General features: G+C 32.2%; 12 protein-coding genes and 4 tRNA genes. 12 read left to right on the top strand and 4 right to left on the bottom strand.

The window, feature by feature from the left end:
* Positions 1 to 827, bottom strand: an 827-nt coding sequence (locus tag CAMP5121_RS07740) for a cache domain-containing protein (protein ID WP_337215267.1), incomplete at its 3' end; no start/stop codon positions are given.
* A 315-nt stretch (positions 828 to 1,142) separates the two neighbouring features.
* Between CAMP5121_RS07740 and CAMP5121_RS07745 the strand changes: the two genes are divergently transcribed.
* The 4 genes from CAMP5121_RS07745 (at position 1,143) to CAMP5121_RS07760 (ending at position 1,525) form a co-directional block, all read left to right on the top strand.
* Positions 1,143 to 1,217, top strand: a tRNA-Gly gene (locus CAMP5121_RS07745).
* Between the two features lie 9 nt (positions 1,218 to 1,226).
* Positions 1,227 to 1,315 (top strand) — tRNA-Leu (locus CAMP5121_RS07750).
* A 16-nt stretch (positions 1,316 to 1,331) separates the two neighbouring features.
* Positions 1,332 to 1,405 (top strand) — tRNA-Cys (locus tag CAMP5121_RS07755).
* A gap of 32 nt (positions 1,406 to 1,437) precedes the next feature.
* Positions 1,438 to 1,525: transfer RNA gene (locus CAMP5121_RS07760), tRNA-Ser, on the top strand.
* A 74-nt stretch (positions 1,526 to 1,599) separates the two neighbouring features.
* On the opposite strand, the gene ilvD is transcribed toward CAMP5121_RS07760, so the two are convergent.
* Positions 1,600 to 3,276: a dihydroxy-acid dehydratase gene (gene ilvD / locus CAMP5121_RS07765; RefSeq protein ID WP_337215268.1), complete on the bottom strand. Its 1,677-nt coding sequence runs from the start codon at positions 3,274 to 3,276 to the stop codon at positions 1,600 to 1,602.
* A gap of 134 nt (positions 3,277 to 3,410) precedes the next feature.
* On the opposite strand from ilvD, the gene CAMP5121_RS07770 reads away from it, so the two are divergent.
* Positions 3,411 to 4,763: a Na+/H+ antiporter NhaC family protein gene (locus CAMP5121_RS07770; RefSeq protein ID WP_442863294.1), complete on the top strand. Its 1,353-nt coding sequence runs from the start codon at positions 3,411 to 3,413 to the stop codon at positions 4,761 to 4,763.
* Here the strand turns inward: CAMP5121_RS07770 and CAMP5121_RS07775 are convergent.
* Entirely contained in the window at positions 4,760 to 5,734 is a 975-nt protein-coding gene (locus CAMP5121_RS07775; RefSeq protein ID WP_337215270.1) for a phospholipase A, read from the bottom strand. The two genes, CAMP5121_RS07770 and CAMP5121_RS07775, sit on opposite strands and share 4 nt — an antisense overlap.
* Complete coding sequence (locus tag CAMP5121_RS07780) at positions 5,697 to 6,296, bottom strand: NTP transferase domain-containing protein (protein ID WP_337215271.1); 600 nt, start codon at positions 6,294 to 6,296, stop codon at positions 5,697 to 5,699. The genes CAMP5121_RS07775 and CAMP5121_RS07780 overlap by 38 nt, the downstream gene beginning before the upstream one ends.
* Positions 6,297 to 6,337: 41 nt before the next feature.
* On the opposite strand from CAMP5121_RS07780, the gene CAMP5121_RS07785 reads away from it, so the two are divergent.
* The 7 genes from CAMP5121_RS07785 to CAMP5121_RS07815 all read left to right on the top strand — a co-directional run.
* On the top strand, positions 6,338 to 7,642 hold the full coding sequence (locus CAMP5121_RS07785) for an NFACT RNA binding domain-containing protein (protein ID WP_337215272.1): 1,305 nt from the start codon (positions 6,338 to 6,340) through the stop codon (positions 7,640 to 7,642).
* A 2-nt stretch (positions 7,643 to 7,644) separates the two neighbouring features.
* Positions 7,645 to 7,965 carry a hypothetical protein gene (locus CAMP5121_RS07790; RefSeq protein WP_263679739.1) on the top strand — a complete coding sequence of 107 codons (321 nt, stop codon included), beginning with the start codon at positions 7,645 to 7,647 and terminating at the stop codon, positions 7,963 to 7,965.
* A gap of 11 nt (positions 7,966 to 7,976) precedes the next feature.
* On the top strand, positions 7,977 to 8,705 hold the full coding sequence (locus tag CAMP5121_RS07795; protein ID WP_337215273.1) for a phosphatidate cytidylyltransferase: 729 nt from the start codon (positions 7,977 to 7,979) through the stop codon (positions 8,703 to 8,705).
* Positions 8,702 to 9,781: a 1-deoxy-D-xylulose-5-phosphate reductoisomerase gene (dxr, locus tag CAMP5121_RS07800; RefSeq protein WP_337215274.1), complete on the top strand. Its 1,080-nt coding sequence runs from the start codon at positions 8,702 to 8,704 to the stop codon at positions 9,779 to 9,781. Before CAMP5121_RS07795 ends, dxr begins: the two co-directional genes overlap by 4 nt.
* On the top strand, positions 9,778 to 11,166 hold the full coding sequence (locus CAMP5121_RS07805) for a M99 family carboxypeptidase catalytic domain-containing protein (protein ID WP_214116398.1): 1,389 nt from the start codon (positions 9,778 to 9,780) through the stop codon (positions 11,164 to 11,166). The genes dxr and CAMP5121_RS07805 overlap by 4 nt, the downstream gene beginning before the upstream one ends.
* Positions 11,163 to 12,170: a tRNA (adenosine(37)-N6)-threonylcarbamoyltransferase complex transferase subunit TsaD gene (gene tsaD / locus CAMP5121_RS07810; RefSeq protein WP_337215275.1), complete on the top strand. Its 1,008-nt coding sequence runs from the start codon at positions 11,163 to 11,165 to the stop codon at positions 12,168 to 12,170. Before CAMP5121_RS07805 ends, tsaD begins: the two co-directional genes overlap by 4 nt.
* The coding region (locus CAMP5121_RS07815; protein ID WP_337215276.1) for a type II secretion system protein at positions 12,167 to 12,737 on the top strand (571 nt) is incomplete at its 3' end. The genes tsaD and CAMP5121_RS07815, both read left to right, overlap by 4 nt.

Genomic DNA, 12,737 nt, shown 5'->3' on the forward strand with positions numbered 1-12,737 from the left:
GAAGTAATTATTGCAATAGGTTTTAAATTTCTAATAATAGCAAATCTTACTAGAAGTAAAGCTATTATTATAGCTATAATAGCAATTATAATTTGTTGAAATAACAATCTATTTACTGCGTCAGTATATACAGATTCTTCTGTGATAGAACAGATTATATATTTAGGGTTTAAGCTTTGTGTACATGTTGCGACTTGAGTTTTACCTGTGCCATCTTTAGCATAAAATAAGGTTTCTTCTTTACTTGGATCAACTAAATCAGGATTAGCTTTTACAGCATTTGCTATATTAATACTTAAATCGTTTTTAGTAAGCATTCTTTCTTTGTCTTCATGGAAGGTTACAACACCTTCTCTATCATAAACTGCAACATAAGAACTATTAGAGTGTCCTAGTGATAAAACATCGGTTGAAAACCTTGAAAGGTCATAATCTCCTGCTGCAACACCTATAAATTTGCCATCTGAATAAATTGGTGCGGCATATGTTACAGTTACTTGACCGCTAGAAGCAGAGACATAAGGGTCGGTAACGATTAGTTTACCAGCAGCTTTTGCTTCTTTATACCAAGGTCTATTTTTAGTATCATATCCACTTGTGATATCGCTAATAACTTTGTTAGATCTGTAAGTTTTACCAGTGTCTTCAAATCCAATGTAAACAAGCTCAAAATCTGATGATTGTTTTAAGGTGCCTAAAATATCTATAATTTCGTCTTGATGCATATTTGGCTTGGAAGAGATCGAGTGTCCAAGAGAGTTGATTGCTGCTCTTTTTGAACTACCATAAAGTTCATATACCTTTGCAACATCTAGCATTGTTTTCATCTGTATTTCATACAGATAATCATTGATTGTTTTTTTAGATTCATAGTAGTTTATAACATTAACTACGGTTAAAATTGCTATAATTAACAAACAGGTTATAAATGTTAATTTACTTGATAAGCTTTTAAAGCTGAACATAAATACCTCCATTGCAATATTTTAAATTGATTAAATCAAATCCAGTTTTATAACATATTGATTATAAAAATATTATTAATTTTAATAAGTTTATTTGTTTATTGTAATTTTTTAAATTATTTTAAATTATTTTTTATATATCTTTAAGCTTTAATAGATATAATTTCAATTTTACATGCGGGAATAGCTCAGGGGTAGAGCACAACCTTGCCAAGGTTGGGGTCGCGAGTTCGAATCTCGTTTCCCGCTCCATTATCACCCGCCCGGGTGGTGGAATTGGTAGACACAAGGGACTTAAAATCCCTCGGAATTTTTCTTCCGTGCCGGTTCAAGTCCGGCCTCGGGCACCACTTTTTGGTAACTCAAGGCGACATAGCCAAGCGGTAAGGCATGGGCCTGCAAAGCCTTGATCTCCGGTTCGAATCCGGATGTCGCCTCCAATGCGATGTTAACACTTGATATTTTATTCTTTCGGGAGATGGCTGAGTGGTCGAAAGCGGCGGTCTTGAAAACCGTTGAGGGTCACACCTCCAGGGGTTCGAATCCCTTTCTCCCGGCCACTTTAACATAATTTTTCATATTTTTGTTTCACATTTAAAAGATATTTCTTAATTTCTCTAAGAAATTAAGAAAATTATTCTAAGTCTAAAACTCCGCCTTTACTAGCATTGCTTACAAGTTTTTGATACATTTTAAGCCATCTTGAATTTATTTGTTTATTTAGCATTTTAAAGTTTGCTTTGCGTTTGGTGATTTCATCTTGGTTTAAATTTGCATTGATACTGTAATTATCCACATCAATTTCTATCTCATCACCATCTTCCAAAAGCGCTATAAGCCCACCTTCTGCAGCTTCAGGAGAAATGTGACCTATACTAAGCCCTCTTGTAGCTCCGCTAAAACGACCATCTGTTATAAGTGCTACTTTAGCACCAAGTCCCATGCCTGTGAGCAATGAAGTTGGACTAAGCATTTCTTGCATGCCAGGTCCACCTTTTGGTCCTTCATAGCGTATCACACACACATCACCTTCTTTAACTTTACCTTTTATAATACCTTTAATGGCTTCTTCTTGAGAATTAAAACAAACCGCTTTACCTTTGAATTTACGCTCACCCATGATACCTGCAGTTTTTATCACACAGCCTTGCTCTGCTAAATTTCCAAAAAGTATAGCAAGCCCGCCTACATTTGAATAGGCATTGTCTATTTTTCTTATAATATTTTCATCTTTAATGCTAGCATTCTCAATGCGTTCTTTTAAAGTTTTTCCGCCAATATCTAGAGTATCAAGTTCTAAAATATGACCAGGTTTTTTAGCTATTTCAGCCATTACTGCACTTACTCCACCTGCTTTGTGTATATCTTCCATATAAACAGTATTTAAAGATGGAGCAATTTTGGCTATATGAGCCACATTAGCACTGATGTGATTGAGTTCTTTTATATCCAAATTTACACCTGCTTCATAAGCAATGGCAAGCATATGTAAGATAGTATTTGAGCTTCCACCCATAGCCATATCAACAACTAAAGCATTGTTAATGGACTTTTTAGTGATGATATTACGAATTTTAAAACGCTCATCTAGAGTAATCTCACAAATTCTACGCGCAGCCTTTCTTAAAAGCTCTTCTCTTTCTTTGCTAAGTGCTAAAATAGTTCCATTTCCTTCAAGCGCTATGCCCATAGCTTCACATAAAGTATTCATAGAATTTGCAGTAAACATACCCGAGCAAGATCCACCGCTAGGACAAGCTTTGCATTCTATATCTTTTAAATCCTCTTCATTGATTTTTTTAGCCTCATAAGCCCCCACTGCTTCAAAAACAGAACTTAGGCTGATTTTTTCTCCGTGTTTATTTACTCCTGCTCGCATAGGCCCACCGCTCACAAAAATAGTCGGCACATTAACTCTTAAAGCCCCCATGAGCATACCTGGAGTGATTTTGTCACAATTTGGGATACAAATTAGTGCATCAAGTTGGTGTGCGTTCATCACTGTTTCAATAGAGTTTGCTATGATTTCACGACTTGGTAAAGAATAAAGCATACCATCATGCCCCATAGCAATGCCATCATCAACACCTATAGTATTAAATTCAAAAGGAATGCAACCATTTTTGCGGATTTCATCTTTAATGATTTTTGCATATTCATTTAAGAAAAAATGTCCTGGGATGATATCTATATAGCTATTTGCTACACCTATAAAAGGCTTGTTAAAATCATCATCATTTAAGCCACATGCTCTAAGTAAAGAACGATTTGGTGCTTTTAAATGTCCTTTTTTGATCGCGTCACTTCTCATTTGTATCCTTTTTTAAAGTAAAAACTATCATTTTATGCTTTTATTTTGCAATTTTTGCTTAAATTTTTTAAACTTAAATGGTATTTTAAAGAAAATTATTTAAAATGTGCAATTATTTTGATTTAAGGAATGTAATGCTTTTAACTAATCCGGTATTTATAGGCGTTGTATTAATGACGCTTTTGTGTTTTTTTAGGTTTAATGTTTTGCTTAGTGTTTTGCTTTCTGGGCTTTTTGTAGGCGTTTGGTCTAAATTTATGCATATAGAGCATTTAACTTTGATGGAGTTTTTTACTCAACTTCCACAAGCTATGATGGATTCTATGAAAGTTTTAATTGACGGTATGCAAGGAAATTTACAAACAGCACTAAGTTATATTTTACTTGGAGCGGTGGCTGCTGCTATATCAAAAACTAATTTAACAGCATATTTGATTAAAATAGTTTCGCATTATATTTCACATAAAAAATACTTACTTATACTTTCTTTGGCATTTATTGCTTGTTTTTCACAAAATTTAATCCCTATCCACGTGGCTTTTGTGCCTTTATTGATCCCACCTTTGTTAAAGCTTTTTAATAAATTAAAAATAGACCGTAGAGCCATAGCTTGTGCGCTAACTTTTGGACTTACCACACCTTATATGGTGGTACCTTTGGGATTTGGGCTTATTTTTCAAACTTTGCTTGTGGATAATTTAAATTCAAATGGAGTGCAAATTAGCCTAGGGGAAGTTTCTCAAACTATGGCTTTTGCGGCTATTTGTATGCTAGTTGGCTTGTTTTTGGCTGTGTTTGTATTTTATGCTAAACCAAGAGAATATCAAGAAGAACAAATTGCCAAAATGGATTTTGAAAATTTAAAAATGAGTAAAAAAGAATGGGGCGTTTTAGCTGGTCTTTTGCTGACTTTAATTTTGCAAATTTTAACGCATAATTTACCTTTATCTGGACTTTTGGGTTTTGTATTGATGGTGGTTTTAGGTGGAGTAGAGTATAATAAAGTTAATCTAGTCTTTGATGATGGGCTTAAGATTATGGGTTATATAGCCTTTGTAATGCTTGTTGCTTCAGGGTATGGGGAGGTTTTAAAACAAAGTGGTGGTATAGTTGAGCTTGTAAAAACAAGCGTGCCTTTTATGGCACAAAGTCACTTTTTGGCTATTTTTATCATGCTAGCCATAGGGCTTTTAATTACCATAGGTATAGGCAGTTCTTTTGGCACTATTCCTATCATCGCTGCCTTATTTTGCCCTATATGTATAGAGCTTGGTTTTTCACCTGCTGCGATTATTTTTATCATCGGTGTTGCTGGAGCTTTAGGCGATGCAGGATCGCCTGCTAGTGAGACGACTTTGGGAGTGAGTGTAGGGCTTAATGCAGATAAGCAAGGTGATCACATTAAAGATACTTGTATACCAACATTTTTATGTTTTAATGGCTCCTTGCTTATCTTAGGTAGTGTTATAGCGTTTTGTTTGCTTTAATACATTAGCAAAATTCCGCTTGAGAGTCTGCTTGAAGATTTATTATACTCAATAAGACTCTCACCATATCCGTTAAAATATTGAGTGTAAATATATAAGCCATTGTTAGAGATTTTATAAGCTCCGCTTATTTCCACTGCACCGCGGTTATTAGCAAAATTTAAATTATTACGCCATAGGATATTGATAAAATAATCATCTTGGGTATAAGCAAGATTGATATCAAAATTACCCAAATATTTTTCTATATCAGGATTATCATCCTCTGAGCTTTTTTCAGGAATTCTTAGCCAAATCCTAGGTATGAACACAAAGTCCCCAAAAAACCATGCATTGCTTAGATAAATTCTATTCCAAGATCTTGATTTTGGGTCATCTTGCCCGTTTGATTCGTGTAATAAACCAACGCGTACATTTTTTAAATTTTCAAAAGCTCCATGCCCACTTATAGGAAAATTGATGAAAAATTCAGGCAAATAATTAGTCTCCCTAAAAGGTGATGAATGCTCATAAAGCTGCCACCACGAAATTTGCGTATAAGCTATGTTATAGCTTTCGTTTAAACCCAAAAGATTTTCAAAAAGAGTTTTTTTAAGACTTACTTGAAATTTAGTTTCAGTGCTTTTATAATCTCTTTTGCTAAAACTATAAGAAACAGGCATAAAATAGCTAAGATTATGCGTGCTAATACCAAAAGGATTATATGATTTTTCTGTGCCAAGGTAATTTGCTAAAGCTTCGCTTCTTGGGTTAAAATCATCTATTTTATGTTCTTTTGTTGCATTTTGCTCATTGTTAAGAGAAAGTTCTAAATTTTTTGTTTTTGCTGTATCTTTTAAAGCTAAGCTTTTATAAATTTGCATAGCCTTTTTATACTCACCTTGCCTTTCATATTCTAAGGCTTGATTGATTAAATCTTCATTTGCTAAAGCACTAAAAGCACATATTATGGGTAAGATTGTCTTTTTCATGAAGCCACTTTTTGTATTCGTTAAAATAATTTAAATTTATAAACTCATTTTCATTTTTAAAATCTATAAATTCCGCTTTCATTGTATCACAAAAAAGAGCTAGTTTGTGGTTATTTTCTTGTAAAAATTGCAAAGTTTTTTCAAAATTTCTACCATGATAAAATCCACATAAATAATGCTTGTGCTTTTTTGTGCTTGCTAAGAGTATATTTTGTGATTTTAGATGATGAAAAAGTTTAAAAATACTTTCTTTGCTTATACTTGGAGTATCCACGCTAAGGATAAATACATAGGTGTTTTGAAAATGTTTGAGTATGGAATTTAAGGCAATGAGTGGGGAGTAGTTGTTTAAATCCTCATCTAAAATAAGTGCTAAGTTTTTTTGATGAAATTTATCTTTTTTAGCGCTAATAAAAACTTGATTAAAAATTCTTGACGTTTTTTCATACTGATAAAGAGTTAAGTTTTTATCATCTACTTGCAATAAGCTTTTATCTTCTCCCATGCGTGAAGACTTTCCGCCACATAAAATCACGCAAGGATAGGGAATTTTTTCACTCATAAAAACCTCATAAATTCATCAAAATATTTTATAATACATTTATGAAATATACAGATTTAATACAAATAAAAGATTATTTTAAACAATTTCAAAGGCTAAATTATCTCAAACGCCTTGATGATAATATCTTAGAGCTTAGCTTAGATCATCAAGCTTTTATACTAGATTTAACACGCGGAAAAAGTGGAATTTACCAAGATAAGCTCCAAGCAAAAGTCTATAACGCACCTTTTGATTTTATGTTAAAAAAATACTTCTCTAATGCAAAGATTTTAAATTTAGAAGTATTAGAAAATAATAGAATTTTATCTTTTGAAGTTTTATCAGAAAAATCTTACAAAGCTTATGGGGCTAAGATTTATTTTGAATTTACAGGAAAAAACACCAATGTCATCATCACAGATACTAATGATATTATCATAGAAGCTTTGCGTCATATAGATAAAAGTTATCGTATTGTAAAAATAGGCGAAAAACTCCAAGCTTTAAAAGCTTATGAGATTAAAGAAGAATTTGTAAAGATTGATGATTTTAATGTGTATTTTAAAGAAAGTGCTAAAAAGTTACAGCAAGAGCGCTTAAAAGATATAAAAGAAAATAAACTTTTAAATGTAGATAAAAAAATTTTTACCCTTAAAGAGAGTATAGAAAATTTAGAACAAGAAAGCAATTTATTAAAAAAAGCTCAAGAGTTAAGCCAAAAGGCAGATGTTTTATTTGCTAATTTAAATTCTTTAAAAGATTATCAAAGAGAATTTATTTTGCAAGATTTTAATGCAAATGAGCTTGCTTTTAAGCTTGAAGATACACCTAAAAATAGTGCGAATGAATTTTACAAAATGGCTAAAAAGCTAAAACAAAAGGCTAAAAATATCAACATAGAAAGAGAAATTTTAAGTGAAAAACTTGATTTTTTAATCAATTTAAAAGATTTAATCACCAAAAGCACTTCTTTACGAGAATTAGAAGTTTTAATGCCTAAAAAAAGTAAAAAAACCAAAAAAGAAGAGTTAAATGCAGGGGTTAGTAGCTTTTATTTTGATGAGTTTAAAATCAGCGTAGGACGCAATGAAAAAGCTAATGAGTATTTATTAAAAATAGCTAAAAAAGATGATATTTGGTTGCATGTGAAAGATTATCCTAGTGCGCATGTGATCATTACTTCAAATAAATTAAAAATAAGTCAATTAGTGCTAGAATTTGCCGCAAAGCTTTGTGTGGAATTTTCCAAGTTAAGCTCTGGAACTTATTTGGTCGATTATACGAGCAAGAATTTTGTTAAAGTTAGAGAGAAGGCTTTTGTAAATTATACAAATTATAAGACTATAAGCATTTTAAAGGAGTGAATATGCCTATAAGTCCCATAGGTGGCGTTAATTATGCTAACCAAAATGCACCGGTACATTCAGCACAAGTGAGCAATGAACTAGCAAAAGACTCTTTTGCGACTTTGGTAAATATGAGTGAGTTTCAAGCAAAAGAAAAGGCGGTTGAAAAACTTGAAAAAGTTAATCAAACTCACGAAGTAAGTGATGAGGTAAAAGAAAGGCAAGAGGAAGAAAAGAAGCATTCTAAACATCATCAAGAACAAGAAGAAAAAGATGAACAAGAAGAAAAAGAGCAAGAGGTGGTTAAAAAAAGCTCTCATTTGCTTGATTTAAGTATATAGAAAGGATAAAAATGTTTTCAAAGACAAGAATTCTTAGTGCTATTGTGATGATAGCTGTGATAGCTGTTGTTGCTTTAGTGGATAATTTTTTGATTAATTTTGCTATTTTTGGTGTTTTATTGTTTTTGGCATTTAATGAAGCAAAAGCTATGTTTAAAAGCAAACATGCAAATGTTTTTGTGGCTTTGTGTATTTTTGCAATAGGAGCATTTTTAGATAAACCTTTCTTTATAGGACTTATGGCTTTGATTTTGATTTTGGGATATTTAGTTTATAAAAAAAGTGAAAATTTAAATGAACTTATGCCTTATATATATCCTACTTTGCCTATTTTAATGCTCTATCAAGTATTAAGCTATGAGGGTATGTTTGTATTGTTTTGGCTTATAGTGATTGTCGTTGCTTGTGATAGCGGGGCGTATTTTATAGGAAAACTCATTGGCGAGAGAGCTTTTTCTCCAACAAGCCCAAATAAAACCTTAGAAGGTGTAGTAGGTGGCATAGTTTGTGCAGGGATTTTAGGAACTATCATAGGCTCTTTTGAATTTAGCTTAGTAAAAAGTATTTATATATCTTTAATAGTAGCTATTTTTGCTGTGATAGGGGATTTACTTGAGAGTTATTTTAAAAGACAAGCAGGCATTAAAGATAGCGGTAATTTAATCCCAGGACATGGGGGAGTTTTAGATAGAATTGATGCTGTTATCATTGCAGCATTTGCAATGGCAACTTTAGTATGATTGTACTTGGAAGCACGGGAAGTATAGGGGTTAATACTCTTTTTATTGCTAAAGAAAAAAACATAAGCATAGAAGCTTTATCTTGTGGTAAAAATATCAAGCTTTTAAATGAGCAAATAGCTCTTTTTAAACCTAAATTTGTATGTATCCAAGATGAAAAAGATAAAACCTTGGTTGATCATGATAAGATTTTTTGTGGCCAAGAGGGCTTAAAAGCGATGATAGCTGAGTGTAAAAGCTCTTTGGTAGTGAATGCTATAGTAGGTTTTGCGGGGTTAAACTCAAGTCTTATGGCACAAAAACTTGGTAAAACCTTAGCCTTAGCAAATAAAGAAAGCCTAGTAGTAGCAGGGAAATTTTTTGACACTTCCAAAATTAAAGCCATAGATAGCGAACATGCAGCACTAAAGTGCTTGATAGATAAAAGAAAAAACATTAAAAAGCTTTTCATCACAGCAAGTGGTGGGGCCTTTTATAATTATAAAATCAAAGATTTAAAAAATGTCAGCGTAAAAGAAGCTCTCAAGCATCCCAACTGGAGTATGGGGGCTAAGATCACCATAGATAGTGCTAGTATGTGTAATAAGCTTTTTGAAATCGTCGAAGCTTATCATCTTTATGGTATTAAGCAAATAGATGCTTTGATAGAAAGAAAATCTTTAGTGCATGCTTTGTGTGAGTTTAAAGATGGTGGTATAAGTGCGTATTTTTCTCATGCAAATATGCGTTTGTCTATAGCTCAAGCGATTTTAGATGAGCATGATCAAAGCTTTATAGAAAATTTAGATTTATTAGCTATGCCAAGTTTAAAATTTGAAAAAATTAGTTTAAAAAAATATCCTATATTTTCACTCAAAGATGAGCTTTTGAAAGAGCCTGATTTGGGTGTGATTATAAATAGTGCAAATGAGCATATGGTGTATCAATTTTTAGCCCAAAAAGCACAGTTTTTAGATATAGCTAAAGGTATCTTTAAAGCATTAGATCATTTTGGTGCGCCAAAGATTAACCAAATTGAAGATGTTTTTGAGTATGATAAACAAGTAAGGCTTTATTTAGATAAGGAAATGAAGTGAGATATTTTTTAAGTGTTTTGATTTTTATAAATGCAGTTTTTGCTTTAGAATTTAGTGTGAAAGAAAATGGAAAAAGCTTAGATGATAACAACACAGTTTTAATCCTTGGAGGCATACAAGGAGATGAGCCAGGCGGGTTTCATGCAGCTAGCTTGCTTTTGAGTGATTATAATATCACTAAAGGTAAAATCATCGTTGCGCCAAATTTAGCTTTTGAAAGTATTATTGCTAGAAATAGAGGAAATTTTGGAGATTTAAATAGAAAATTTGCTCATATAGATGAAAGCGATCCTGATTTTCACACTATAGAGCGTATAAAAAAGCTTATTTTGGATCCTGAAGTTAATATGGTCATAAATTTACACGATGGAAGCGGTTTTTATAGACCACAATATGAAAGCAAAGATAAAAACCCAAACCGCTGGGGTAATACTAGCATTATTGATCAAAGTGAGGTAAATTCTACTAAATATGCAGACTTAGAAAGCATAGCTAAAGAAGCGGTAGAAAATATCAACAAAGCTTTGGTAAAAGAAGAACATCAATATCATTTAAAAAACACCAAGACCCAAGAAAGCAATGACAAAGATATGCTAAAGGCTTTAACTTATTTTGTAGTGTCAAATCACAAAGCAGCCTTTGCTAATGAAGCGAGCAAAAATTTACCTACACATTTAAGAGTGTATTATCATCTTTTGGCGGTGGAGTATTATCTAAAAAAGGCAAATATAGAATTTCAAAGAACTTTTGAGCTAACTCCAAATGGAGTTTATAGAGCTATTGAAAAACCCTTAGAAGTAAGACTTTTTAATGATAAAATTTTACTTTATCTTGACAAACCTACTAATGCCATAAATTTTTTGCCTTTTCCTGTTAATCAAGCTTTAAATTATGAAGCAAGCAATGAGATTACAGCAGTGATTTCAAATGCTAATTCATATTCAGTCAATTACGGTAATCGCTTGCAAACTAGACTATACCCTGAATACTTTGAGTTTTCAAATGCGCTAGATAGTGTTGAAATGATAGTAGATGGAAAAAATATACAAACAAATTTTGCTCAAAAAATCATGGTAAAAAATAGCTTTAAAATTCCTTCCATTGTAGGTGTAAGGGTTAATGTCATAGGTTTTGATAGGGGTAATGATGAAAGTGGTATAGAGATAAGTAAAAATCAAATGCAAAGTCGTTATTCTTTGGATAAAAAAAGAAAAATTTATAGAGTGGAATTTTATGAGTTAAAAAATGCAAATTTAGCAGATCAAGCCTTAGAAAAAAAGACAAATTTTAAAGAAATCAAAAAAGCAAACATACCTGCAAAAGCCATAGAAAAAGCAGAGCAAAAAGATAAATTTATCGGTATGATTTTAGTGGAATTTCAATGAAAAGCTTAATTCTTGCCATAGAAAGCTCGTGTGATGATAGTTCTATTGCTATCATAGATAAAAACAGCTTTGAATGCATTTTCCATACAAAAATTTCTCAAGAAAATGCTCATAGTGTCTACGGTGGAGTAGTGCCTGAACTTGCAGCAAGATTACACAGCGAGGCTTTACCTAAAATCTTAGAAAAATGCCAAAAATACTTTGATAAACTTTGTGCCATAGCAGTTACAAATGAACCTGGTCTTAGTGTGAGTTTGATAGGTGGGGTAGCTATGGCTAAAATGCTTGCCATTAGTTTAAATTTACCACTTATAGCGATTAACCACTTAAAAGGGCATATTTATTCTATGTTTTTAGATAAAAAAGCTAGTTTTGATATGGGTGTGTTACTTGTAAGTGGTGGGCATACTATGGTGCTTTTTATCGATGAGCAAGGTAAAATCACAGAACTAGCAAGAACAACTGATGATAGCTTTGGAGAAAGTTTTGATAAAGTAGCTAAGATGATGGGACTTGGTTATCCTGGTGGGGCTATCATAGAAAATTTAGCTAAAAATGTAAAAGAAAGTGATTTAGAATTTAGTATACCTTTGCTTCATTCTAAAGACTTAGCTTATAGTTTTTCAGGACTTAAAAACCAAGTGCGTTTGGAAATTTTAAAAGAAGAGCTAAGCTTAGAGCGTAAAAGTAAAATAGCCTTTGCATTTCAAAAAGCAGCTATAGCTCATATTTTAAACAAGTTAGAAAAAATTTTTAAAGAGTGTAAATTTAAACGTTTTGGCATAGTAGGCGGTGCTAGTGCAAATTTAAGCTTAAGAAGTCAAATAGAGCATTTATGCCAAAGCTATCAATGTGAGCTTTTGCTAGCTCCACTTGAGTATTGTTCAGATAATGCTTTGATGATAGCAAGGGCAGCTTGTGAGGTTTATGAGCGTAAAGAATTTGTAAGTATTGAAGATGATCTTATAAGTCCTAAGGTGAAAAATTTACAAGGTGTATTATGAAAAAGGCTTTTACTATTATAGAGCTCGTGTTTGTGGTGATTATACTTGGTGTTTTAGCAGCAGTTGCTTTGCCAAAATTTAACGCAAGTAAAGATGAAGCAAGTACAGCTCAAGCTTTAGGAAATTTAAAAACTTTTATCAATGATGTAAGTTCTTATGTGTTAAAAAATGAAAGTCTTTCAAGTATAGCTTTGATGAGTAATGTGGCAAATATAAAAAATGAAGATTTATCGAATTTGCAAAATTCCACCAAAGAACTTGATTTTAGTGTAGGAAATGATGAGCAGTGTTTTAAAGTGCTTTTTGTAGATAAAGAAAGCATTTTGCTTTTAGCGCTTATGGTAGATAGCGCTCAAAAAAGCAAAGCCCAAAATATAGCAGATTTAAAAAATCAAGCTTTGAAAGATCCTAAAAATCAAAGTATAAAAACTCAACTAGATGAGGCTTTAAATGCTTTTAGTCAAAGTGAATTTACAAGCACTTCAAAGTCTAAGGCTTGCCAAAGTTTAATCCACTCTAAAGCTTTTAAAGACTTAGCTAATAGGGTGTATTTTTTAAGCGGCGGTT

It is taken from the genome of Campylobacter sp. 2352 PW, assembly GCF_024723575.1.
Classification (GTDB): Bacteria; Campylobacterota; Campylobacteria; order Campylobacterales; family Campylobacteraceae; genus Campylobacter_D.

What these genes read in the sequence shown, in the direction of transcription:
- ilvD (WP_337215268.1), bottom strand. Translation starts at nt 3,276, where the DNA reads ATGAGAAGTGACGCGATCAAAAAAGGACATTTAAAAGCACCAAATCGT.
- CAMP5121_RS07790 (WP_263679739.1), top strand. Translation starts at nt 7,645, where the DNA reads ATGCCTATAAGTCCCATAGGTGGCGTTAATTATGCTAACCAAAATGCA.
- CAMP5121_RS07785 (WP_337215272.1), top strand. Translation starts at nt 6,338, where the DNA reads ATGAAATATACAGATTTAATACAAATAAAAGATTATTTTAAACAATTT.
- CAMP5121_RS07795 (WP_337215273.1), top strand. Translation starts at nt 7,977, where the DNA reads ATGTTTTCAAAGACAAGAATTCTTAGTGCTATTGTGATGATAGCTGTG.
- CAMP5121_RS07775 (WP_337215270.1), bottom strand. Translation starts at nt 5,734, where the DNA reads ATGAAAAAGACAATCTTACCCATAATATGTGCTTTTAGTGCTTTAGCA.
- CAMP5121_RS07780 (WP_337215271.1), bottom strand. Translation starts at nt 6,296, where the DNA reads ATGAGTGAAAAAATTCCCTATCCTTGCGTGATTTTATGTGGCGGAAAG.
- dxr (WP_337215274.1), top strand. Translation starts at nt 8,702, where the DNA reads ATGATTGTACTTGGAAGCACGGGAAGTATAGGGGTTAATACTCTTTTT.
- CAMP5121_RS07770 (WP_442863294.1), top strand. Translation starts at nt 3,411, where the DNA reads ATGCTTTTAACTAATCCGGTATTTATAGGCGTTGTATTAATGACGCTT.
- tsaD (WP_337215275.1), top strand. Translation starts at nt 11,163, where the DNA reads ATGAAAAGCTTAATTCTTGCCATAGAAAGCTCGTGTGATGATAGTTCT.